This is a genomic window from Candidatus Zixiibacteriota bacterium (assembly GCA_016933955.1).
Classification (GTDB): Bacteria; Zixibacteria; MSB-5A5; order GN15; family PGXB01; genus JAFGTT01.
This window is the reverse complement of record JAFGTT010000009.1, coordinates 1-23,997: the sequence shown is the minus strand read 5'-3', so window position 1 is coordinate 23,997 and position 23,997 is coordinate 1. Positions and strand designations below refer to the sequence as shown.

At 49.5% G+C, this 23,997-nt stretch carries 18 protein-coding genes; 12 read left to right on the top strand and 6 right to left on the bottom strand.

The features are described from left to right. Nucleotides 1-53 precede the first annotated feature (53 nt). From tmk to asnS, 5 genes are all read left to right on the top strand, one after another. Nucleotides 54-674, top strand: a complete 621-nt coding sequence (gene tmk, locus JXQ28_02280) for a dTMP kinase (protein MBN2276551.1) — start codon at nucleotides 54-56, stop codon at nucleotides 672-674. After that, the gene (locus JXQ28_02275; protein ID MBN2276550.1) at nucleotides 644-2,242 is read left to right on the top strand and encodes a S41 family peptidase; all 1,599 of its coding nucleotides are present in this window, start codon (nucleotides 644-646) and stop codon (nucleotides 2,240-2,242) included. The genes tmk and JXQ28_02275 overlap by 31 nt, the downstream gene beginning before the upstream one ends. Continuing rightward, nucleotides 2,235-2,891, top strand: a complete 657-nt coding sequence (locus JXQ28_02270; protein ID MBN2276549.1) for an MtnX-like HAD-IB family phosphatase — start codon at nucleotides 2,235-2,237, stop codon at nucleotides 2,889-2,891. The genes JXQ28_02275 and JXQ28_02270 overlap by 8 nt, the downstream gene beginning before the upstream one ends. 49 nt (nucleotides 2,892-2,940) lie before the next feature. Further along, nucleotides 2,941-5,448, top strand: coding sequence for an NTP transferase domain-containing protein (locus tag JXQ28_02265; protein MBN2276548.1), 2,508 nt, complete (start codon nucleotides 2,941-2,943; stop codon nucleotides 5,446-5,448). A 307-nt stretch (nucleotides 5,449-5,755) separates the two neighbouring features. Beyond that, nucleotides 5,756-7,150 carry an asparagine--tRNA ligase gene (asnS, locus tag JXQ28_02260; GenBank protein ID MBN2276547.1) on the top strand — a complete coding sequence of 465 codons (1,395 nt, stop codon included), beginning with the start codon at nucleotides 5,756-5,758 and terminating at the stop codon, nucleotides 7,148-7,150. Between the two features lie 297 nt (nucleotides 7,151-7,447). On the opposite strand, the gene JXQ28_02255 is transcribed toward asnS, so the two are convergent. Together JXQ28_02255 and JXQ28_02250 are read right to left on the bottom strand one after the other, a co-directional pair. Continuing rightward, on the bottom strand, nucleotides 7,448-8,023 hold the full coding sequence (locus tag JXQ28_02255; GenBank protein MBN2276546.1) for a hypothetical protein: 576 nt from the start codon (nucleotides 8,021-8,023) through the stop codon (nucleotides 7,448-7,450). A 409-nt stretch (nucleotides 8,024-8,432) separates the two neighbouring features. Further along, entirely contained in the window at nucleotides 8,433-8,852 is a 420-nt protein-coding gene (locus tag JXQ28_02250) for a hypothetical protein (protein ID MBN2276545.1), read from the bottom strand. Between the two features lie 171 nt (nucleotides 8,853-9,023). Here JXQ28_02250 and JXQ28_02245 point away from each other — a divergent pair, with 171 nt between their 5' ends. From JXQ28_02245 to JXQ28_02235, 3 genes are all read left to right on the top strand, one after another. Beyond that, nucleotides 9,024-10,265 (top strand): MgtC/SapB family protein, encoded by a 1,242-nt coding sequence (locus tag JXQ28_02245; protein ID MBN2276544.1) that lies wholly within the window; start codon nucleotides 9,024-9,026, stop codon nucleotides 10,263-10,265. A gap of 257 nt (nucleotides 10,266-10,522) precedes the next feature. Next, nucleotides 10,523-11,725: an aminotransferase class V-fold PLP-dependent enzyme gene (locus JXQ28_02240; GenBank protein MBN2276543.1), complete on the top strand. Its 1,203-nt coding sequence runs from the start codon at nucleotides 10,523-10,525 to the stop codon at nucleotides 11,723-11,725. A gap of 89 nt (nucleotides 11,726-11,814) precedes the next feature. Next, nucleotides 11,815-12,609: a class I SAM-dependent methyltransferase gene (locus tag JXQ28_02235; GenBank protein MBN2276542.1), complete on the top strand. Its 795-nt coding sequence runs from the start codon at nucleotides 11,815-11,817 to the stop codon at nucleotides 12,607-12,609. A 20-nt stretch (nucleotides 12,610-12,629) separates the two neighbouring features. Here JXQ28_02235 and JXQ28_02230 read toward each other — a convergent pair whose 3' ends face one another. After that, nucleotides 12,630-14,534 (bottom strand): aryl-sulfate sulfotransferase, encoded by a 1,905-nt coding sequence (locus tag JXQ28_02230; protein MBN2276541.1) that lies wholly within the window; start codon nucleotides 14,532-14,534, stop codon nucleotides 12,630-12,632. A gap of 262 nt (nucleotides 14,535-14,796) precedes the next feature. Here JXQ28_02230 and JXQ28_02225 point away from each other — a divergent pair, with 262 nt between their 5' ends. Further along, nucleotides 14,797-15,477: an isoprenylcysteine carboxylmethyltransferase family protein gene (locus tag JXQ28_02225; GenBank protein ID MBN2276540.1), complete on the top strand. Its 681-nt coding sequence runs from the start codon at nucleotides 14,797-14,799 to the stop codon at nucleotides 15,475-15,477. A gap of 239 nt (nucleotides 15,478-15,716) precedes the next feature. Continuing rightward, entirely contained in the window at nucleotides 15,717-16,613 is an 897-nt protein-coding gene (locus JXQ28_02220; protein ID MBN2276539.1) for a caspase family protein, read from the top strand. 81 nt (nucleotides 16,614-16,694) lie between these two features. On the opposite strand, the gene JXQ28_02215 is transcribed toward JXQ28_02220, so the two are convergent. The 3 genes from JXQ28_02215 to JXQ28_02205 form a co-directional block, all read right to left on the bottom strand. Next, nucleotides 16,695-18,209 (bottom strand): insulinase family protein, encoded by a 1,515-nt coding sequence (locus JXQ28_02215; GenBank protein MBN2276538.1) that lies wholly within the window; start codon nucleotides 18,207-18,209, stop codon nucleotides 16,695-16,697. Nucleotides 18,210-18,228: 19 nt separating this feature from the next. Next, entirely contained in the window at nucleotides 18,229-20,016 is a 1,788-nt protein-coding gene (locus JXQ28_02210) for an insulinase family protein (GenBank protein ID MBN2276537.1), read from the bottom strand. Nucleotides 20,017-20,506: 490 nt separating this feature from the next. Continuing rightward, nucleotides 20,507-20,845: a GNAT family N-acetyltransferase gene (locus JXQ28_02205; protein MBN2276536.1), complete on the bottom strand. Its 339-nt coding sequence runs from the start codon at nucleotides 20,843-20,845 to the stop codon at nucleotides 20,507-20,509. 349 nt (nucleotides 20,846-21,194) lie between these two features. Between JXQ28_02205 and JXQ28_02200 the strand changes: the two genes are divergently transcribed. Continuing rightward, nucleotides 21,195-22,844 (top strand): beta-lactamase family protein, encoded by a 1,650-nt coding sequence (locus JXQ28_02200; protein MBN2276535.1) that lies wholly within the window; start codon nucleotides 21,195-21,197, stop codon nucleotides 22,842-22,844. 408 nt (nucleotides 22,845-23,252) lie between these two features. Further along, nucleotides 23,253-23,639 (top strand): DDE-type integrase/transposase/recombinase, encoded by a 387-nt coding sequence (locus JXQ28_02195; protein MBN2276534.1) that lies wholly within the window; start codon nucleotides 23,253-23,255, stop codon nucleotides 23,637-23,639. The last annotated feature ends 358 nt before the right edge of the window (nucleotides 23,640-23,997 follow it).

The following is a 23,997-nucleotide window of genomic DNA, read 5'->3' as shown; positions in this document are numbered from 1 at the left end:
ATTGGCTAAATTAAAGGCGGACAGATAACTGTTCGCCTTTAACTGTATGTATGATGCCGCCTGGATATTTTATAACATTCGAAGGAATCGACGGGTCGGGGAAAACAACCCAGTTGCAAATGGCCGAAAAATTCCTCGCGGATAACGGCCGTTCCACACTGGTTCTTCGCGAACCCGGGTCTACGCCCATTTCGGAAAAAATCCGCGACCTTCTGCTTAATCCCGGTTTGAAAATCAATCCCGTTTCGGAACTGATGCTCTACCTGGCGGCACGCGCCGAGCTGGTCGCTCAGGTTATTGCCCCAGCCATTGATAATGGCCGGATTGTCCTGTGCGATCGTTTTCATGATTCCACCACTGCCTACCAGGGATACGGTCGGGGAATCGAAGTGGCTCTGGTAAGTCGTCTGAATGAACTCGCGATCGGAAAATATAAACCGCATCTGACTTTCCTGATCGATGTCGATTACCGGACCTCCCTCACCCGCCGCAAAACAGCAACCGATCGGCTGGAGGCGGAAAATCATGAATTCTTCGACAGGGTCAGACAGGGATTTCTTCAAATCGCCCGAAACGAACCGGACCGGGTGATTGTTATAAATGGAAATCGAACCCCAGTTGAAATATTTATCGAGGTTAAAGATTGTCTCTCCCGCAAAATGAACATCATCTGAATCCCGATCAACTGAAGAACCATCGCCGGACCATGATCTGGGGAATGGCGATTTTTTTTGTTCTGATCTTTTCGGTCGGCGGCTTCTCGCTTTATGTTTTCTCCGATGATTCCCTGTCTTATTCCGGCGACCTGGTATCCAGCCTGCGTCTTATATCGATGCTCAATCACGGCGAATCACCGACGCAAATGGTTCGCGAGGCTCGCGAGGCTGTCTTCGACAAACTCGACCGCTATTCCGGCTATATCGAACCGCGCGAACTCGATCGGGTAACCGAGGAATTTTCCGGATCATACGGCGGGATCGGGATAACCATTGTCGGACATGAATATGGCTTGATGGTTATGTCGGTCAGGGAAGATGGTCCGGCCAGCCGGGCCGGTGTTCGAACCGGGGATATTATTATCCGCGTCGATAGTACCGACCTCCGGGATATCGGTTCCTATCGCGCCACCTTTCTTCTCCGCGGCGAGGAAGGGACAGGAGTCGATATTACTATGGTCCGTAACAATCTCAGCGATACGCTCGATTTTCATCTTACCCGTGAAAAACTGCGTTTGATCCATATCCCCTATGCCGGATTAACCGCCCGAAACACCCTGTATATCCGAATCCTTGATTTCGAATCGGGGCTGACCTCGGAACTTTTGGATATTCTGGACACCCTGTATTTGAACCGCAAAGACTCGGTAAAAGCCCTTATCCTTGATCTACGCGGCAATCCCGGGGGATTGCTGGGTGAGGCGATTGCCTGCTCCAACCTCTTTCTTAAAAAAGGGATGCTGATTGTCGGTGTCAAAGGCCGCTCCCGCTGGAGAGTCGAGGAGTACCGCGCTACGGCCAAAGATATTACCGGCGGCCTGCCGATGGCTATTCTGGTCGATCGTGGTTCGGCTTCAGCGTCAGAAATTCTGGCCGGGGCCCTGAAATATGCCGGGCGCGCCATCCTGGTCGGTGATACCACCTTTGGCAAGGGTCTGGTTCAGGAATATCACGGTTTGGGCGATGGTTCCGGCGTGCGGCTGACCACAGCCCGGTACTATTTCGAGGGAAAAAAATTTATCAACGATCCCGCCGATCCGAAAATGGACAGCGGGGCCGGAATTCCACCTGATTATTATTACCATTCGAACGCCACCGATAAATTTCTGACCTGGCTGGAATTATCTCTCCTGATGCGAGATTTCGCCCTCAAACACAAGGACGATATCATAAAATATTCGCCGTTTACTACCACCGCTCCGTCATGGGTAGATAAATTCACGGTTTATGCCGGGGAAAACGGCTTCGCCTACCAATCCGATCTGACCACAGAAGCCGAGTTTATCCGCGATGAAATCGTGTTCAAAAAATATTCGGATGATGCTTTCCGAGCGATTGATAATATCTACAAAATCTCGCAGGAAGAGGACTCCCGGCAATTCCAGGCCTATTCCGACTACATCCGCCAGCGCCTTTACCAGATTGCTCTGGAAATTGAATACGGTTCAGCCCGGGCCTACCGCGATGCCATTATCCCTTACCGCCGGGATATCATCCTGGCCGAAAAAATACTCCATCATGACTGATAAAAAACAGGCCATTTTTTGCGATTTCGATGGGACCTTTGCTTCCCGCGATGTCGGTTATCGGTTGTTTAAGCATTTCTCCGACGGGAAAAATGATGAAATTGTGGCCGCCTGGAAAGCCATGAAAATATCCTCGAGAGAATGCCTGCTTGAAGAGGCCCGGATGGTCCGGGCTTCGGAATCCGAGATTAAATCCTTCCTCGATCAATTTGAACTCCGCCCCGGGGCGGCCGAATTTTACCACGAGGTGACCCGAAGAAATATTCCCTTCTATATCGTTTCCGATGGTATCGATTTATATCTTGATTATATCCTTGAAAAAAACGGTCTGGGCAAAATTAAACGTTTCTGCAATCACGGAATTGTGAAAGACAGCCGCCTCAGGCTGGAATTCCCTTATGACAATCACGGTTGTCCGCGATGCGGGTGTTGTAAGGGGGCCCGGATCGGCGATATAATCGGGCCGAATCCCTCGATTTGGCAGGTTATTTTTATCGGGGACGGTCTCTCCGATCTTTGCGCCCTTCCCCGGTCCAATCTGATTTTCGCCCGCGGCGATCTGCTTGATTATTGTCAAGCCAATTCTATTTCTGCTATTGAATATCAAAATTTTTTTGATATAATGAATTACTTAAAGATGTCCGGATAATTTTCCCGGATGACAGCCTTGGTGATCATAAAAATTGGAGTTTAAAAATATGAAGGCGATTATTATGGCCGGGGGATTCGGAACCCGGTTACGTCCTCTGACCATCAATATCCCCAAACCGATGGTGCCGATTGCCTCAATACCGATGATGGAACATGTTGTCAATCTGCTCAAGAAAAACGGTTTCACCGATCTGATCTCCCTTTTGTTCTTCCAGGCCGATGAAATTAAAAACCATTTCAAGGATGGCCGGACTTTCGGGGTCCGCATGGAGTACCTTCAACCCGCCGAAGACTATGGTACGGCCGGGGCGGTCCGCTATGCCGAATCTTTTATCGATGATACGGTAGTGGTGATTTCCGGAGATGTTCTCACCGATTTCAATCTGAAAGAGGCGATCGAATGGCACCGGGCCAGAAACTCCGAGGCTACCATATTGCTGACCCGGGTCGAAAATCCCCTGCCCTACGGGATCGTTATTACCGATGAAGATGGCCGGATTGTCCGGTTTCTGGAAAAACCGTCCTGGGGCGAAGCCTTTTCCGATACCATCAATACCGGGATCTATATTCTCGAACCCCATACCGTTCGCCTGATCCCGCCCAAAACCAATTTCGATTTTTCCCAGAATTTATACCCCCTGATGCTGTCGAAAAAAATGGGCCTTTATGGTATGACCACCAAAGGGTACTGGAAAGATGTCGGCAATGTCAATGAATATGCCCTCGCCCACGAGGATTTCCTGGCCGGCCAGATTAATCTTCAGCTCAGCCTGGAAAAGAGACGGATCGATCAGGCCGATGTATACCTTGGTGAAAACGTCCGGCTCGGCAATGACCTCAAAATGGAAGGGGTTGTCGTCTGCGCCGACCATGTGACCATCGATGATAACGCCGTTATCGTCAATTCCGTAATCGGGGCTCGCTCACGCGTGGGCGAACGATCCGAAATCAATAACTCGGTTATTTGGTCCGATTCGAATGTAGGGGCCGAATCGCAAATAAACCGGGCCATTATCTGTTCCCAATCGACTATCGGCGACAATGTCGCCCTGATGGATAATGTCATTGTCTCCGACAACTGCAGTATCGGCAATGGCGCTACTGTCAAGGCTAATTGTAAAATCTGGGCGGGGAAGACAGTCGATGAAGGCGCTATTGTGTCATCATCGCTGGTCTGGGGCGAAAAATGGAACCGCGAGCTGTTTACCCAATCCAAAGTAACCGGTTTGGCTCTGACCGAAATAACCCCTGAAATGTCGGTCAAACTCGGCGGGGCCTTCGGCGCCTTCCTTGGCCAAGGCAAACGGGTCGTTACCAGTCGTGATGCCTCCGATACCTCGCGTCTCCTGAAACGTGGCCTGATTGCCGGATTTTTGGCCGCCGGGGTTCATGCCGATGATCTTGAAATGTTGCCGATACCGGTTGTCCGTTACGCTCTGCGTAGCGGTGATTATGCGGCCGGGGTTTATGTTCGCCATAATCCTCTGGACAACAACCAGATAGACTTTATTTTTTTCAATGGCGACGGACTCGATATGCCCACCACCAAACTCAAAAAAGTCGAACGCCTCTTTTTCGGCGAGGATTTCCGTCGCGCCAAACTCAATGAAATCGGACACCTTGATATGCCCCAGGGGATGCTGGAAGACTATCGAACCGATTTTATTACCTCGATTAAACCCGAGGTTATCCGAAAAGCCGGATTCAAAGTCGTCATTGACTATGCCAATGGTGGCTCCAGTATCGTGTTCCCCACCATTTTCTCCCAGCTCGGAATCAACCTGGTGGCTCTCAACGCCTTTATGGATCCCCGCCAGTTCTCGCGGCATCCCGATGAAATGGCTCAATCAATTGTCCAGTTATCCTCGATTGTCAAAACCCTCCATGCCGATATCGGATTTTTGATCAATCCCGCCGCGGAAAAATTGACCGTGGTCGATGAAAACGGTTTCTTTATCGACAGCCAGCTTTTGCTCTTACTGGTCGCCGACCTGTTTCTTCGAACCCATTCAGCCCGTCGAATTGCAGTCCCGGTGGCGGCCTCGATGGGGGTCGATGAAATCGCTTCCCGTTACAATGTCGAAGTGGTCCGGGTCCGCAATTCACATCTTTCGATGATGGAAGCCCACCAGCAGGGGAATGTTGATTTCGTCGGCGGCACCCTGGGAGGTTTCATTTTCCCCGGCTTCCAGATGGGTTCCGATGCCATTCTGGCGGCCGTGTATATCCTTGAAATGATGGCCAAGGAAAAAATCCGGCTGGGCGAACTGCGCGGCCACTATGAAAAATATATCCGTAAAACCATCAGTGTGCCCTGTCCCTGGTCCAAAAAGGGAACCGTCATGCGTCACCTGATTACCGAAACCGCCAATAAAGAGCGGCAGTTGATCGATGGGGTACGCGTGATTGAAAACGATGGCTGGGTGCTGATCGGCCCGGATAATCTGACCGCGGCCTTCACCATCCTGGCCGAATCGGAATCTAAGGATGTGGTCAATCAACTGATTTCCGATTATAAGACCATCGTCGAGAAGGCCCAGAGCGCCGAGGAGTAAATCTAAAAAATTAAGCGCCGACCCTTTGTCCCCTCGGTCGGCGCTTCGTAGGCAATAGGTTGGGAATCAAATTGCTCTTCGCGCTGTTTGCTCATCAAATCGGCTACTTTTTTATACTGGGGTTTTAATTTAAAAGTTTCACTGTTGTCTTAAAAAAATTGTTTCATCCGGATAAAAAACCATAAACCGCGCGTTCTATTGCTCAAATAGCTTGATTTCAGTCCGATTTTGAAATAATATACGACCTTGATTTTGGAGTTCCGAGACGCAACTATTGGGGATTATTTTTCACTTCCGGAGGTTGATGATGGATTATTTCAAACGCACCAGGATTTCTCAGATCCTTGTCGATGACCGGATCGAAACCGGCAAGGAGATTATTATCCTTGGCTGGGTCCGGACTATCAGGCTGTCCAAAACCGTGGCTTTTGTGGAAATCAACGATGGCTCGTGTGTCGGTAATATCCAGGTGGTTGCCAATAATCCCGATAATTTCCCGGTCCTCAAAGATATTCTCACCGGCGCGGCCGTGCGAGTGGTCGGCAAACTGGTCGAATCTCCCGCCGAGGGGCAGAAATACGAGCTGGTGCCCGATGTCCTGGAACTGGTGGGGCCGGCTGACCAGAGCTACCCCCTCCAGAAAAAACGGCACTCCTTCGAATTTCTGCGCGAGATTGCTCACCTGAGGATGCGGACCAACACTTTCGGCGCGGTCAACCGGATGCGTTCCAAAATCGCCTATGCCGTGCATAAGTTCTACCAGGAACGGGGCTTTTATTATCTCCATACCCCGATCATCACCGCCTCCGATTGCGAGGGGGCGGGGGAGATGTTTCGGGTGACCACTTTCGATCTCAATAAGGCCCCGGTTAAGGACGGCAAGATCGATTATGATGCCGATTTCTTCGGGGCCGAAACCTATCTGACCGTGTCCGGACAGCTCGAGGCCGAAATCGGGGCGATGGCCTTGAGCGATGTTTACACTTTCGCGCCCACCTTCCGGGCCGAGAACTCCAACACCTCGCGTCATGCTTCGGAGTTCTGGATGATCGAGCCCGAGATGGCTTTCTGCGACCTGCAGGAAGATATGGACCTGGCCGTGGATTTCCTGAAATACCTGTTTAAATACGCTCTGGAAGAATGTCCCGATGAAATGGCCTTCTTCGGCAAGTGGATCGATAAAACTCTCCACCAGACCCTGGAGCATGTCGTCACCTCGGATTTCGAACGCCTGACCTACGGCGAGGCGGTCAAACTGCTGGAAAAAGCCGACCAGAAATTCGAATACCCGGTCGGATGGGGTCAGGATTTGCAGTCCGAACATGAACGGTACCTCACCGAAAAGGTTTTTCTCAGGCCGGTTATTGTCTATGACTACCCGAAAGATATCAAGGCTTTTTACATGCGGGTCAACGATGATGAAAAAACCGTGGCGGCCATGGATGTCCTGGTCCCGAAAATCGGCGAGATCATCGGCGGCTCGCAGCGCGAGGAGCGGTATGATGTCCTGATGAATCATATGAAGCTGAAAGGCCTCAACACCGATCTTTACGGCTGGTATTTCGATCTGCGGAAATATGGTTCGGCGCCTCATGCCGGTTTCGGGCTGGGATTCGAGCGGACTTTGATGTATATCACCGGGATGGCGAATATTCGTGATGTCATGCCGTTTCCCCGCGTCCCCCGCTGGGCCAAATTTTAGGTCTGCCGGCCGAACTGTCGGATACAATAAAATCACTGAATATCGAATCGATTCGGGCCGCCTGAATTTTCGGAGGCGGCCTTTTTAAGAGACAGCTATTCAGGGTGTTATGTCGAAATGGGTTCATTTCATCCTCCTGTAAAATTTCCAATAGAAAGATACAGGAAACGTGATCCGGTGAATTGAAAATCCCAGGTCTGAAGACCTGGGCCACCCGGTAGCTTTTTGAAAATGGGTTCGTTTTGTCAGTAAAAAGTTTTTGCAAAATGGGTTCGTTTCATCCTTTGGAATAATTTTTCAGGCAAGCCGGGTCATTTCGGTATCATCGTCTTTGAGAAGGCGGAGGAGTTTGAAGGCGCGGTCCATCTGGCGGTCGAGGCGCATCTCATAGCGAAGGATATTGCGGCAGTATTCCAGATCGGGAATGGTCCGGCATCCAATCAGATCAGCGCGGGTTTGTTCAAGCTGTTCGGCGGATCGGGCGGGATGATCGGGGTTATCGCGAAGACGGCGAAGGTTTTGGCGGTGGTGTTCGGCGAGATCGTGATCGATATTATCGAGCTGGCGGTTGATCCGGGCGGTTTCGGCAGAGATAGCGCGGCGGGATCTCCAGAGGCAGTTGGCGATCTTATGGACGAGTTGTTCCTGGAAAACGCCGACCGGTTTAAGTTCGTCGAAGAGGCTGGAGAGGAGGTAATCATAGTCGTCGGGGTCTTCTTTGAGATGGGGCGAGTTGATAATAATATCGGCGGCATAGAGGCCGTGTTTAATAGCGTTGCGCGATGAGACGGCTTTACCCTCGGCGGTCATGGGTCCGTTTGATTTTTTGGCATTGGCGCGGTTGGCAAGGAGTTGTTTTTCGCTGACGGACATGGTTGTGGCCCTTTGGTTAATGGTTCATATAAGAAAGGGCGCGGGGTATTATTCAGCAGTGAAGGGGTGGGGAAAATGGATGAGGAGGAAAACTTATGCATCAGGTTTGGAAATACATAGCCTTTTAATTCAGTCAATAGCGTGTTGTTCATGGTCTTATAGTAAAATGGGTTTGTTTCATCCGGCGGGAGATTTTTAAATAAAAATGGGTTCGTTTTGTCAGTAAAAAGTTTTTCTGGGGTTTGCACTACATTAACTATATGGTGCTTGTGTTTTGATGGAATAGCGGAATTGGTTTTCATATAAAACGGGGGTGAGGACGGATTAAGGGTGAGGTAGCAGTATTATTGTCGAAACCGCAGGGGATTTCGACCTAAAAGGACTGTAGTTTATGAAAACTGCCGGGATATCAGGCGGTTTGATTGAAATCTCTCAGTGCCGTTTCAAGAAGTTTCTCGAGACTGCCCCGGCCGCTGTAGCTTATGAAAACCGCCCGCAGGTTGTGTTTCTCATATAACCGGCGTTTGAATTCCATCCGGTCGCGATAGTGCGGCATATGGCGGTAACCGCAAATCTCGACAAACAGGTTCAGATCGGGCAGGAAAAAATCGGGACGGTACTGCCGCCCCTCAAGCAAAATCAACGGTTCATAACTGAAACGGATATGATTCTTTTCGAAATATTCGACACATTTTTTCTCATAACCGGACCGCACTTTTACCCCGGTCCCGGCCTCCATCACCGGCTCGAACTTTTTTCGGCGGGGGAGAGCCACCCCGCGCAAGGGTCCCAACCGGCCGGTTTTCCTGAGCCGTTTGCGATAATTCATTTCAGACTGAATATACGGGGTCGGGAACATAATGCAACCGATGAAAATGATTCGTTAACACCGGCGTGTTAAAATTCAACCCGGTCTTCCCGGGAAAACTGATTTGGCCGACCGGTATAATATTGTGGACATCGGCCGAAATATAATATTATATGATTACGGTAATATTTTATGGATAATCTGACCGTCCCATTTGAACTGCGATTTTTTATTGCTCTCGGTCTGTCTTTTCTGATCGGTCTGGAGCGGGAAAGATCCGGGATGATTTCCAAAGGCCGGGTCTTTGCCGGGGTCCGGACTTATTCCCTGATCGGTGTTTTCGGATTCGGTTGCGCCTGGCTGTATAATATCGGGGCGGAGTGGATGTTGCCGGTCGGCCTGATCGCCATGACATCGCTGGCCCTGGTCGGTTACCTGGCCAAACTTCGCCAGGGTCATGTCGGTTGGACCAGCGAGGTGGCCGCCATCCTGACTTTTATCATCGGCGCGCTCTGCCTTCTGGCCGATATCTGGGTGCCGATGGCCCTCGGGATTATCGCCACCTTCCTGCTTTCCGAAAAAGCCCAGATCGAGGATTATGTCGAAAGTCTGGATAAGGCTGAATTTCTGGCGGTGGTCAAATTTTTGATCGTGACCCTGATCATTCTGCCGGTACTGCCCAACCAGGAATACACCCAGTTCAACCTCAATCCCCGCCATATCTGGCAGATCGTGGTTCTGGTTTCCTCACTTGGATTTGCCGGTTATTTCCTGTCCAAGAAATTCGGCGACCGGATCGGGTTAAAACTTTCCGGTATCCTGGGAGGGATTGTCTCCAGTACCGTTATCACTATCACCGCCGGGCGGATAGCCCGAAAAACCCCGGAACAGAGCGGCGATGCTCTCCAAGCCTCGATCCTGGCCGGGAGTGTGATGTATCTTCGGATTCTGGTCTTGATCTGGATTATCAAGCCGGAATTCGTTACTCATATCTGGCTTAAACTGGTTATTCTGGCGGCTGTGGGCGTGGCATTGGCCCTGTTTATCAAAAAACCGGTCAGTTTCGGCCAGAAGCCGATCGTGAAAAGCCCCCCCAACCCCTTCGAAATCAAACCGGCCCTTATTTTCGCCTCGCTTTTCGTTTTTCTGACCGTTGTAACCATGCTTATTCGTCGGTTCTATGGAGCCGCGGGCCTGCTGGTTTTGGCCGGTATCACCGGTGTCACCGATATCGACCCCTTTATTCTTTCCCTGGTCAACAACGCCGCCGCCTTCCAGGCGCTTCTCCTGAAAGCCATTATCGTTTCCATGATGAGTAACACCATCATGAAAGGAATCTATTTTGGTTATCTGGCCCGGGAAATCAGGGGTGAAACAGCCTGGCGTTACGGCCTCTGGGCGCTTCTCCATCTGCCCGTCATCCTGATCAATTGACCGTTGTCACATCGGTCGCTGTTATCCACGTTTACCGCATTGACAAAACCGGCTTTTTGCTTATCTTATAAGCCGGAAGATGAGACAGAATTGTTCCCGGCCGAAAGCTATGGGGATATCGACCGTGCCGGGACAAAGGGTAATTGATGAAACTGCTTTTTTGTATCTGTTGTTCTAAGGGGCTTATAATTTAGACATCGGGACACGCCGACGGCTGTGTCCTTTTTTATTTTGCGAATTTCAAATATGGTGATAACATGGACAGCCTTGATTCCGAACTAATTTACCTGGATAACGCCGCCACCTCATGGCCAAAACCGGATAAAGTATATAAATTCATGGTTGATTTTTACCGGCAGTGCGGGGTCAATCCCGGTCGTTCCGGCTTCGACAAAGCGATCGAGGCCGGTAATGTGGTCGAAAATCTCCGCAAGCGTCTGACCAAATTTTTCGGCGGTGATGAGGATGCCCCGGAACGACTCTGTTTTTCCTATAATGCCACCGATGCTCTTAATTTGATTATCCAGGGTTTGCTGGGTCCCGGAGATCATGTTGTCACCACCAACCTGGAACACAATTCGGTTATCCGTCCGATCAATCACCTGGTCCGCGACCGGGGAGTGGAGGCGACCTATGTCCCCTTCGATAAAGACGGTTTTGTCGATCCCGAGGACATCCGGAAAGCCATCAGGCGCAACACCCGGCTGGTTATGGTCAATCATGGTTCCAATGTTATCGGGACCATCCAACCGATGAAGGAAATCGGGAAAGTATGCCGGGAGATGGGGGTGTTGTTCGGAGCCGATGTTTCGCAGACGGGGGGGATGGTACCGATCGATATGACGGCGATGAATATCGATGTGCTGGCGTTCACCGGGCATAAATCGCTCATGGGCTCGACCGGGATCGGCGGGTTATGTGTCCGCAAACGTGTCGATATCAGGCATACTCGATCCGGCGGGACCGGGGTGCGTTCGGCCTATCCGTATCATCTCGATGAGTATCCTTTCCGGATGGAATACGGGACGCCCAACGTGATGGGAATCGCCTCGCTCTGGGCGGGCCAGGAATGGATCGAGGAGCAGGGCGGTGTCGGGAAAATCTATGAAAAAGAGATGCGGCTGGTTACAAAACTGGTGACCGGATTCAAAAATATCGGGGGCGTGATTGCTTACTGCTGTAACAGCCTGGATAACCACCTGGCCACAGTAACCATAAACATCGAGGGGATGGAGGCCGGTGATGTCGGGATTATGCTCGATGTCGATTTCAATATTGCCACCCGAACCGGCCTGCACTGTGCCCCGCTGGTCCATCAGCAGCTCGGGATTGTCGATATTCACGGCGGTGTCCGGTTTGCGGTGGGGCCGTTTAACACCGAGGAGCATATCGACCAAGCGATTACCGCGATTGAGGAGATTTCGGTTCGCGCCCGCAAAAACAGTATCGCCCGGACGTAGGAAAGCGAAGTGATAGTATTCCGAAACTGGAGAATCGCAATGTTACGGTTAACAGGTGATCAGGGTTTGCCGGATTGAAAGGTACTATTATGAGTCGATATGGGAGTTACGAAGATCAACCGATTCTGGCCGAGCTCTATGACTATGTACCGGGATACAGAAGCCGCCCGGATATTGATTTTTTTGTTCGTTGCTGTATGGAATCCGGCGGTGATATAATTGAACTTGGGTCCGGAACCGGACGGATTTTAATTCCGGTGGCTGAAGCCGGATGTCAAATAACCGGTGTTGATCTGTCGGAGTTCATGCTGAGCAGGTGCCGGGAGAAACTTGAAAAATGCCCAGATGAAATAAAAAACAGAATTCGGTTAATTCAGGGAAATATCATCTCAATCGATCTTGACCGGAAATTCGATCTGGCCATCATGCCGTTCCGGGTTTTTCAGCATCTGGTTACGGTCGAGGAGCAACTGGCCTGTCTGAAAAATATCAACCGTCATTTGAACGGAGACGATCGTCTGGTGTTCGATGTTTTCCAGACGGACCTGAAGAGGATCAATAATCCGGCTTTCATGAATGAAATGGAAGATTTCTCCGATATCGATCTGCCCGATGGCCGTCGTCTTCGACGAAATCACCGAGTAGCCGCTTTTCATCCTGAAGAACAGGTCAATGAAGTCGAACTGATTTATTATCTCACCGATTCCAAGGGGGAAACCTCCCGGATAGTGCAGGCCTTTCCATTTCGATATTTTTTCCGTTATGAGATGGAGCATTTGCTGGCCAGGGCAGGATTTAAAATTCTCGAAGTCTTCGGTGATTTCGATCGCTCACCATTGAGCGGTCATTCGCCCGAGATGATATTCGTCACAGAAAAAACATAACCGTTCTGACAAATCAGGTTTTACGGGCAGACCGGATCCGGACCGCTCCGATAGATATAATTTATCAGATAGGTGGCGTCCAGAATATTAACTCCTCCGGAGTTGTTGACATCTCCGGATTCCTCCGGAACGGGAGAGGAACCGTCTCTGTACAGATAATTGATCAGACAGGTAACATCCAGTATATTAACCGAGCCGCTGTTGTTGGGGTCACCGCAGATAAAGGCCACCGTAAAATGATAGGTAGTAAGGGGAGCGATGACCGGATCGGAAGCAGTGCCGCCGGTATCATTGACCGCCGTAACATAGTAGGCAATATCGATTCCGGCGGGAAGGGGGGGGACGGTAGCGGTATAAACCGAATCGTTGGGAAAGCCGCCGGTTGTGGTCATAGTAAAAGCATGAAAACCATCCCCGGTATCAATATATAATTCCACCTGAGCAATTGCGATTTCGCAGGTTATCATGGCAGAGAAGGTGACCGGATCGAGTCGTTCGGGGTTTTCCGGGATATGATTGGTTCCATACAGGCTTAAGGGATAAATCTCGATCGGAGCTCCCGGCGTAAGATCGTGGCCGGCCAATCCGGGGAAATCAGGAGCGTAGCGGTAACACCGGAAAACATCATTGATTTCCTGTTGAAGCAAATCACCCTGGGTGGCGATTCCATTGGCCGTAACCGGGTTAATATATTCCCAGACAATATCACCGTCCGGGGTGACCTCAAAAAAGCGGCCCTGGACTCCGGAACAAATAAGGGTGTTGCCATTGGCAAAACGTTGGGAACCTGAAATCCTCCGGGCCAGAAAACTGGATGGCGGGCCGGCCTTGTATTTCCAGACAGCGCTATCGGGACCGAAATATTCCCCGGGATCGGGAAGGGTGTAATTGCCGCTTTCATCAACCGGAGTGATAATTTCATCCACTGTGGAATAGTTACCGTCGAGTCGTCCGGTACCGTTATTGAAAATCATAATATGGCCTTCGCCCGGAAGACCGGGCGCGATCCAGTGGGCGTCATGTTGCTTGAATAACCGCTTATCGTTGATATTACCGGCCCGATATGTTGCCGGATTTCCCCAGCGATAGAGAATATCGCCTCCCCGTCCCCGATTGCCGCCCGTGTGACCGGCGGCTTCGGCAGTGGTGGTACCATGATCTATTATCCAGAATTCATCGAAGCTTCTGCTATTTATAATGATCTGATCCAGATCGGCATTATACTGCACCGAATTGGCATGAATCCAATCGGCTCGATTGGCCAGAATGTAGTTTATGTCAACCAGTTCGGGATGATTGGCGACCACCCCGAAATTATCTTTGGTGGAATCGAAATCCTGAACGAGATGATCCCAGAGATGCCACTCCCAGACAATATTGCCGGAATTTACGCCGGTATGCTGAATTTCTACGACATGTTCCGGCAATAGCGTGTCATTGGCAAGTAAGGCAGGATTTCTCCCGGCATTGACAGCTTCCTCGAAAGTCTTTTTTTCCCAGGCCAGAACCAGGACATTGCCATTAGGAAGATATTCGACATCGTGATGCTGAAGATGGTCATCACCGTAATATTCATATTCCCATAAAATATTTCCGTCCCAATCAATCATCTGGAATCCGCCTCCGGCCCCGCCGGTTCCGATGAGATGCATGGTCCGAAGAAGGTTGCCATTTTCAAGAAGATAACAGGATAGCCCGGGGGTATGATCGTTATGCCATTCATGGACCAGCCGTCCGTAATTATCGATCAAATAGGTACTGGATGAAGAAATGGGAGTGAAAAGCGTATATCCCAAAAAAGAAGCGGAATCGCAGGTAAGCAATCCAACGGTCTGATCCAGGGATAGAGCCGGCGAAATAATCGCTGAAAAAAACAAAAGAATAAAAATAACGGTCTTTTGGGCGGGAAGCCTGTGGGTGTGCATTTTTCTCTCTCTTCTGCAGTTATTGCGGTTAGTACAGCTTTAAATATAAGCCAATATCGGTAAAAGTCAAGTAATTATGATTACCTGCGCGGGTTATCGGATAAAACAGCGATATCCAGACGCGGCCCTTCATATCCCTCCGTGAATTTATTATTTTCCCCAAATATTATTTTTGATATTGATTTTTGGCCGGATTAGATAATAATACCCGGACGATAGATGCGGAGTCGGATTATTTACCCATCGGTGATGGAGGAAAGAATTGTCGTCTGTTTTGCGGGTTATCGCCACCATCTTAATCGGGATGGCTATCTTTATCGGATTGCCTCTTCTGGGCTGGGGTATCGATGATTTCCGCGGTTTTATAGGCCAACCGGCCCGTCTGACATACCTGGTTTTGGTCTTTCTGATGAATGCCATTATTGCTATCAGGATTCCCGAGGTCGGGCATGATCGTAGTAAAGGTGTGAAGATGATTCGCCGCCAGAAATTGGCAGTTCTTCTGCTTCAGATTATCAATCTTTCCCTTGTTATCGTTGCGCCCTATGGCGACCGACGTGACCTGGCCGTGTTTGGTGACCATGAAATAATCCGTTATTTCGGATTGGTATTGTATCTCCTGGGGATTATCGGAATGCACTGGGCGGAGATGGCTCTGGGAAAGCAGTTTAATATCCAGGTATCGATTATCGAGGGGCACCGGCTGTTAACCGATGGCCCTTACAAATATCTTCGTCATCCGAGGTACTCAAGCATAATTATATTTATCACCGGCATTTCTCTTGTTTTCCGCTCCTGGCTGGCGCTTATTCTGGCGGCGGCAACCGCTTTGGTTCTTTTATGGCGTATTCATGATGAGGAAAAGCTGATGTCTCAGCAATTCGGAGACGAATGGCAGTCATACATCAGGAAAACATGGCGTCTTATCCCGTTTATATATTGACCGGCCATTTATATGTATGCGTTTATTCGTAGGCGCACATTTCCGGCGCAATCCGATTAAATTAATGAGTAATTCCGCCGGGAATGATCATAGAATATAGTCTCAGTATGCCGGGAGTCTATCGCTTCTCATAATTAAAATAAATAGGATCGGTATTATAGATTTTTTGTTTTTTTAATTTAAAATATTTATATTAAGCTGGGAGTTAACAATACTAACCTTCACCGTGGGAGGATCACATGAAACAATTCATTGGGCTGATTCTGGCCATCATGGCGTTGCTGCTGGTCTTTGGATGCAGCAGTACGCCCCCCACTCAGCCGACCTCCAATGTCGGCGTCGATCATTCGATTGCCCTGGTTGAAAGGCCTCAATTTATTGAGACCCGTCCGCCTGAGGTGATCGCGAATTTCACCGTCGATTTAAAAAATGTTCCGACGGCTGTAATGGAGAAAAAACCGCCGCCGCAACCGCCGCCTGACACAACTTCCGGAGATCCCAATCCGAACCCGGCTCATAAGTATGCCTATATTGTCGGAATATCCAATTATGAGGGGACGGCCAATGATCTCCAGTATTGCGATGATGATGCCCAGGCCATGAAATCATGGCTGCAATCGGAAGGCTTCACCTGTCGGATGGATCTCGATTTGAACGCCACCGCGGCTAATATCACTGCCGGTTTGCAGTGGCTGATCGACAACACCGATCCGGGTGATGAAGCGGCTTTCTGTTATTCCGGGCACGGTGCCAGATCCACAGCCGGATCGGCCATTATCTCGGCCGATCTGTACTATGTGACTCATGGATACGTGATGTCGTATTTTAATGCCATTGATTGCACCAAAAAGCTGGCGACACTCGATGCCTGTGTGATCGGCGATTTTCATTCCGATGTGGTCAATGGGACTTTCATGGCTACCGCTTCAAATCGTAAGTACTCTTACGATGCCCCAACCCTCGGTCACGGCGCCTGGACTTATTACTGGCTCGATGGAGTTGAGGATGCCAATCTGATTTACGCCGAGGATGCCGCTCCTTATGCTGAAGATGGTATGAAAGCCTGGGCCGCCGTTTATCGCCTGAGAGTGGATCCCAAGCATACTGACAGCTATACCGGCGAGATGGATATGTAATCAGTTGTCAAAGCGGCCATTTAGCATTAAAAAGGGCCCCGTAATTACGGGGCCTTTTTAATGCCTGTGACAGATTGGATATTATTTTATCTCCAGAGTCATGGGATCGCGCAGGGGGATGATGGCAATCTCGCCGAAATCGGAAAATTTCTCGACATGTTTATCCGATCCCTTCTCAACCGCGTCCGGATCACCGACCACCAGAAAAACCAGTTTCTCCGGATGTAAGTATTTTTGCGCCGCGGCCAGAACATCATCGGCCGTTACCGCTTCCATATTTTTGGTATAATTCTGCCAGTAATCATCCGGGCGATCGGTATAATCATCATCGGCAAAGGTCCTGACGATATCTCTTTTGGTACCGAAGGGATTGACAATATTGCTGATAAATCCGGCCTTGGAATTTTCGACTATTTCCGGTTCGCATTTTTCGGCACGAATACGCCTGATTTCGCTCACGATAAGTCCGGTTCCGAAGGCGGCTGTTTCATGTTTGGTCTGGAACCAGGCCCGGAATGTTCCGGGATAAAGGACCGGAAAATCGAAGGCGCTGCCGGTGTTATAAGCCAGACCCTCATCGGATCGAACCCGGCGGGTGATGCGGGAGGTGAAGCCGCCGCCGCCGAGAATATCATTCATCACCATCAAGGCGTATTGATCCGGGATATCCCGTTTGACACCAAGATGCCCTATCCGAATACGCGATTGGTTGATATCATCTTTCCGGATCATATAGACCCCCGGTTTTGGATCGGGAATTTGATCGGAAATAACCGGAAGATCGAGTTTTTGGTCCGGCCAGCCGCCGAACATATTATCGAGTTTGGTTAAAATATCCTCGGCTTTAAAATCGCCCGAAACGGCAAAAATAAAGTTTTTCGGGAAGAAATATTTCCTGTAAAAGGCAATCAGATCCTCACGGGTGATTGAATTGAGCGATTGCTCCGTGCGCCGGAAAGGAGTGGTACAGGGATGATTGCCGTACATCAGGAAACTCCACTCGCGCGATTCGATCGATGCGGTCGAGGCATTACGCTGCTCCAGATCCGAGAGTAAATCCGCCCGGTACCGGTCAAGTGCGGCCTGATCGAAAACCGGCGCGTTAAGAATTTTGTTCAACAGAGCCAGACCTTCATCCATATCTTTCGACAGGCAGAAAAGACTGATTATTCCCCGGGTATCATCGATGTTGATATTTATTTCGCCCGCCAGATAAGCCAGCCGCTCGTCGATCTCTTTGGCGGTCATTCCCCTGACGCCCCCGTTGCGCATCAGATAACCGGTCATGTCGGCCAATCCGGCCTTCTCCACCGGTTCATAAATCGATCCGGTCCGAACCATGATGGTCAGGTCGAATGTCGGAACTTCGGGATTCTCCGCGGCATAGGCGACCGCGCCGCATTTCAGTTGATGCCGATAATCGGCCGGTTTCGGCGGCTGATAATTTAATTCCTTGAATTTGAGTTTGTCGGGATGATCGACAATATCCCCGGCCTGACTCGATGATCCGGCGATTAACAGGGCGGCTATCGTTAAAAGCATCGCCAGCGCCGCGGGCCGGCCAAACGGTATGATGAATAATTTGATCATGTTCATATTTCCTCCGGCTAATGCCTTATTTCTCCTCGGCGGCTTTAAGTTCCTTGAGGTGTTCCCCGGCGATTTTCAATAATTTTTCCACACTTGCCTTTTCATCGGGGTCTTCAACCTGGTCGAGTCGCGATGACACCATACCCATAACCTGCTCCAGTCGGGCCGGGTCGTTGATAGATTTAATCATCTGCACCATCTGCGTAAATTGAGGATCCTCGCCGCCTTCCTCCGATCCGCTTTCAGTCTTGCTGTTGATAATCAGAACATTACGCTGGTCCCGGGTGAAATATTTTTCCGCCACGCGCAGGACATCTCCAGCCGTTACCAGATCGCATTTCTTTGGATTATTATTGGCCTCGGTCCAGTCTCCCATGGCGGCATTCTGGCCAAGGAAAAACAGGATGCCGATCCCGGACATGATATCCATAAACCGGATTTTTTGAACCCGAAGCTGGTTTTTCACTTTCTGTAATTCATCCTCGGGAACCGGATTCTTCTTCAAATCCTCGATCACCTCGTAAATAGCTTCTTCGAGCTGCTCGGCCTTGGCTCCCGAAATACCCTCAGTGCTGATCTGGAAAGCCCCGGCATATTTTTTGGAATCCTGACCGGCATCGACCGCCAGACCGCCCCCCGGCATCATCCGGGGACCGCCGCCGCCGGAGCTTTTGGCCAATCCCTTTTCCTCGACCAGTTTTTTATACAGCCGACCGGTTTTACCGCTCATGATCCCGGCCATAACTTCCAGGGGATAGCTGTCGGGGTGTTTCCAAGCCACGGTATGGTACCAGATTTGAACCTGCGGACTGGTTTCGGCCTCGGCAATCATCCTTTTTTCACCGTACTGCTTCTCTTCAAGCGTCACCACTTCCGGCGGCTCTTTCTTTCCGCGGGGAATCCGCTCGAAATATTTCCTGACCATTTTTATCAATTCATCCGGATTCAAATCCCCGACCAGAAGCATGGTCAGGTTATTCGGGGCATAATAGGTATTATAGTAATTTAAAGCTTGTTCCCGGGTTATACAATCCAAGTCCGACGGCCATCCGATGACATCCCAATGATAGGACGATGATTTCCAGAACATGGCCCGGAAATCCTCCTCGATCAATCCGGTCGGTGTGGATTCAATCCCAAGGCGACGTTCCTCGCGAACCACATCGCGCTCGGAATAAAACTCCCGGAAAACCGGGTGGCTGAAACGATCGGATTCCAGCCACATAAACAGCTCGATTTTGTTTTTCGGCAGACGCACAAAATACCCGGTCATATCATCCGCGGTAAAGGCGTTCAGGAAAAATCCTCCGTTTTTGCTGTAGATTTCGTCAAGCTGATCCTTGATAATCAACTGACGTTGTTCCAGTATCAGGCTGTCGAAGACCGTTTCGATTTCTTTATAACGCGGTGTCTTAGCCTCAGGATCATACATATCGCTGATTTCTCCGCGACGGAGTTCCTCGCGCATAATCCCCTGTTCGACGCGCATTAAAGCCCGGAGCGAATCGAGTTGAGCCATGATTTCCCTGTCACGGACTATATCTTTGGTCCCGATCGTTTCGGTGCCCTTGAACATCATATGCTCGAACAGATGCGAGATACCGGTTATGCCGGTTATTTCGTTGGCCGAACCGACGCGCGCCATGATGGCGGCCATAATGGTCGGGGATTCGTGCCTCTCCACCATTAAAACCTGCATACCGTTATCAAGCCGGTATTCCTTTGCCTCGATATTCTGCGCGGTGGCAGGTGCCGCCGCCGTAAGAACCAGCATGGCACAGACCAAAATCGCATACTGTATGCGTCTATTCATGAGCCGCTCCTTGGATATGTTTGATAAATGAATGGATCATTGTTTTCCTTCCGGGTTATAAAAAAACAAATATAGCCAATATCGGCCTGATTATCAAGCTCTAAGTGAGTTCATAACTTAAACAAAAAAAACCTTATTGCACACACAAGGCATTGTACCACTATAAGTTGTCAATCCATCAGAGCGTGCAGACTAAAAACGGCTATTTTGGTCGAAATTAGGATCGGGAAATAAGTCCGGGTCGGGGGAGAAGGGAAATTGCGCTATTGAAATCAGCCGATTATTGCCGGCGGAATCATTTCGAATTATTCGTTAAATATCCAGTGGATAATCGAATTATTCTGCTCTTTTTGCGCGGTACTCGTTTTCGAGCATGGAATAAAAGTGAAGATCGGTGAATTTCCGGCAATTATTACGGCCTGGCGAAAAATCCCTTCCCGGGAAAACCCGGCTTTTTCCAGCAGCCCCTCCGAGCGCTGATTCCCATCCGCTACAACCGCGGTGACCCGGTGGAGTCGGAGGAGTTCGAAACAGCACCGAAGCATACCTTTAAGCACTTCGCCGCCGAAACCGTTCCCCAGCAGTGGGGTTTTCCGATAATAATACCGATTTCACCTTTCAGGTTTATCAGGTCAACACCCTCGGCAATGCAGTAGCCAATCAAGTCATCGCCTTCGTATATTCCCTGGAGCAGGTTGGCGGGATTACCTTTTACCCGGCGAAACCATTGCACGGCTTCATCGACGGTTTTGATTCGATTGGAAATATATTGATTGACCTCGAGGTCGTTGCGCCAGAGAACGACCGCCTCAAGATCGTTTTCGGTCATATCACGGACTACCACCATATATAACGACCTTATTTTATTATTGGTAAAATGTCAATAAAATTGCCGAGAATGAATAGTTGTTCGAGTTGGAATGAAAGCGGGTCAACATGAATAAGCATTTAAGCGGATTTGAAGAAATAAAAGCCGGGCTTTTTTTAATTTCAAATTTCAGGTATTGGCTTCCTGATCTCGAATAAATCCGGCCAATATTTTGATTTCCCGCCCGGTAAAAATGGTATTATCTTTATATTGGGCCTGTGAATATTGCCGTTTTTGGGGAAGAATGTTGAAGATAACTGAATATTGGGCGGGTAATCGGTTCCTGGTAAAAAACATTATTATATTACCTGTGCTTTTAGTTCTGATATTTTCCGCCTCCTGCCGCGAAATCCAAAATGAACTCGATCACTATCTTGTGGCGGCCAATGAATTGTGGGGATTCGAGGGAACCGCACTGGTGGCGGTCAGGGGCAGGATAATTCTTTGCAAGGGCTATGGCCTGGCCAATAAGGAAATGGGTATTCCCAATACACCCCAGACCAGGTTTTATATGGGTTCTATCACCAAGCAATTCACCGCGGCCGCGATATTAAAACTCCAGGAACAGGGATTGCTTGATATAAATGACCCCATAACCAAATATCTTCCGGAATACCCCCGGCCCAGCGGAGATAAAGTCAAACTGCGACATCTTCTATCTCATTCCTCGGGAATCCCCAATTACACCGATGATCCCCGGATTGTCCTCAAACGAACCATGCGCATGACACCCGAGGAATTGATAAGGTCATTTCAATACAAAGCGCTCGAATTCGAACCGGGAACGGAATTCAGATACAGTAATTCCAATTATATTATTCTGGGCGTTATCATAGAAAGAGTCTCCGGTCAGTCATATGAAGCCTACCTGCACCACAATATTTTGCACTTGGCCGGTATGAAGAACACCGGATATGCCCGGCGCGAGGCCGGAATCCCCGATCGGGCCGATGGGTATACCCAGGAGGAACCGGGCCAACTGGTCGATGCTGTTCCGGTGGATCATTCCATTCTTTATTCGGCGGGGGCCCTTTATTCCACCGTCGAGGATATATTTTTGTGGGACCGGGCGCTTTATGGCAATTCCATTCTCAGCCGCCAATCGGTTGAGGCTATGATGACACCCAATCTCGGGAATTACGGTTTTGGCTGGATGCTGGAAAATAAATATGGGCGCCGGCATGCCTATCACGGCGGTTTTCTGGATGGTTTCAATTCGATTTACAGCCGCTGGCCGGATGATCATCTGTGCATTGTCGTTTTCAGCAATGATGACGAGGCCCCGGTAAAAAAGATGGCCATGGGACTGGCCGCGATTGTTTTCGGGAAGCCTTATGTAAAACCGATACGAAAAACACCGCGAGTCATCGATCCCCGCCGTCTTCATGAATACGCGGGGGCCTATCAGGTCGATTCCGGCCTGTACCGTTATGTCATTGTTGACAACGATTCGCTTTACACCAATCTGCGCCTTGAACCACGCCAGCTTCTCTATCCCCAGGCGGTTGATACCTTCTTTTTCGCTTCCGACAATACCAGATTGATGGCCTTTGGAAAAGATGATTCCGGACGTGTCGATGAGCTTGGTGTGATTGACGAGGGGATAATATATCCTGCAAAGAAGATGTTAATTGATAGTCTCGGTATGGGGGAACTTCCTGTTATTCCTACGGTACTGCCTTATGAAGAACTGGTGCAATTGACCGGAATATACTGGCTGGAGTCCTATACCGATGAAAATAATATTAAATTCACTCTGGTCATTGCCCAGAAAGAAGGCAAGCTATTCGCCTCGATCGGCCGATCGGAGCCAATCGAATTAACGGCTCTTTCTGAAAACGAATTCATCTATCCGGCTTCCGAATTTCGGATTACTTTTATCATAAACGGCGATGGCAACGCCCCCGGGTGTATTATAGAAATGGGTGATGCGGAAATCCGCGGTGAAAAGATCAGATAACTTAATATCCCCTGATATTCCTTGGGGATTTCGATTCTGCCGTCTGGATATGCAGAGAACGATATTCTTTTTCAGAATCAGCAGTTTATCACAATCCAGATTATTAGATCTCGGCGTAGTGACAATTCGGTCGTTAGTGAACCGATATTGTTGGAAGAAAATTAGATTATTGTTGGCCGCCATACGTCTGGCGGTGATATCCTACGCCTCGATTGGCAGTTCTTAATTGAATTATTCCATTCCATCAGGAGGCCGCGTTTAATGATACAAGTACGAGTTCCAGGAGAAGTTCCATTGGCATTTGGCCGACTCGGGAATCCGCCATGTCTATATAAAGCCTCAGATTCCGAGGCTCAATGGAAAGGTAGAACACTCCCACGATACTGATGAGGGATCGACATGACCAAGGTGATGACGGAGAGTGACTGGGCTTGTTTGGTGTTGGTGCTGGATTGGTACACCAAGCAGATCGTAAGGTATCACTGCGGGGCTCGGGCGACCTTGCGCGACTGGCTGACAGCTTTGAATCAGGGACCGAACAAACATTTTCCGGAGGGTGTTCGTGATCGGGGTTTGCACCTGATGTCGGATAACGGCAGCCAACCGACCTCGGAGAAGTTCATGCGTGCCTGTTCCCTGTTGGATGTTCACCAGGCCTTCACCAGCTACAACAATCCCAAAGGGAACGCTGACACGGAGCGGCTGATGCGGACGATCAAGGAAGAATTGATCTGGCTACGGGAGTGGCGGAATCCATACGATCTATCAGCGGCAATCGGCAGTTGGATTGAGTAGTATAATGAGAGTTATTTGCATTCGGCCCTGGGATACCGGACGCCGAATCAGATGGCAGAAACCTATAACTTGACCACAAGGACTCTCTTAGAAATTGCTTGCTAAATGGGGTGCATTACACCACAACATAATAGGTCATAGCACCAGATTTACCCTTCTTGTAATGTATACTTGCCATATATCTCCGTTAGAAATCCGTTAGAAAATATAATAAGCGGAGAAGTATTTGTTAATAAATTATTTCATTGTAAATGGATAGTTGATTAGGAAATGTGCTTCCCGAGACATAGTTTACACTTTATTCCGGGCACATGGTTTACACTTTTTATATACGCATTTTATATTACGTTGTCCAGTT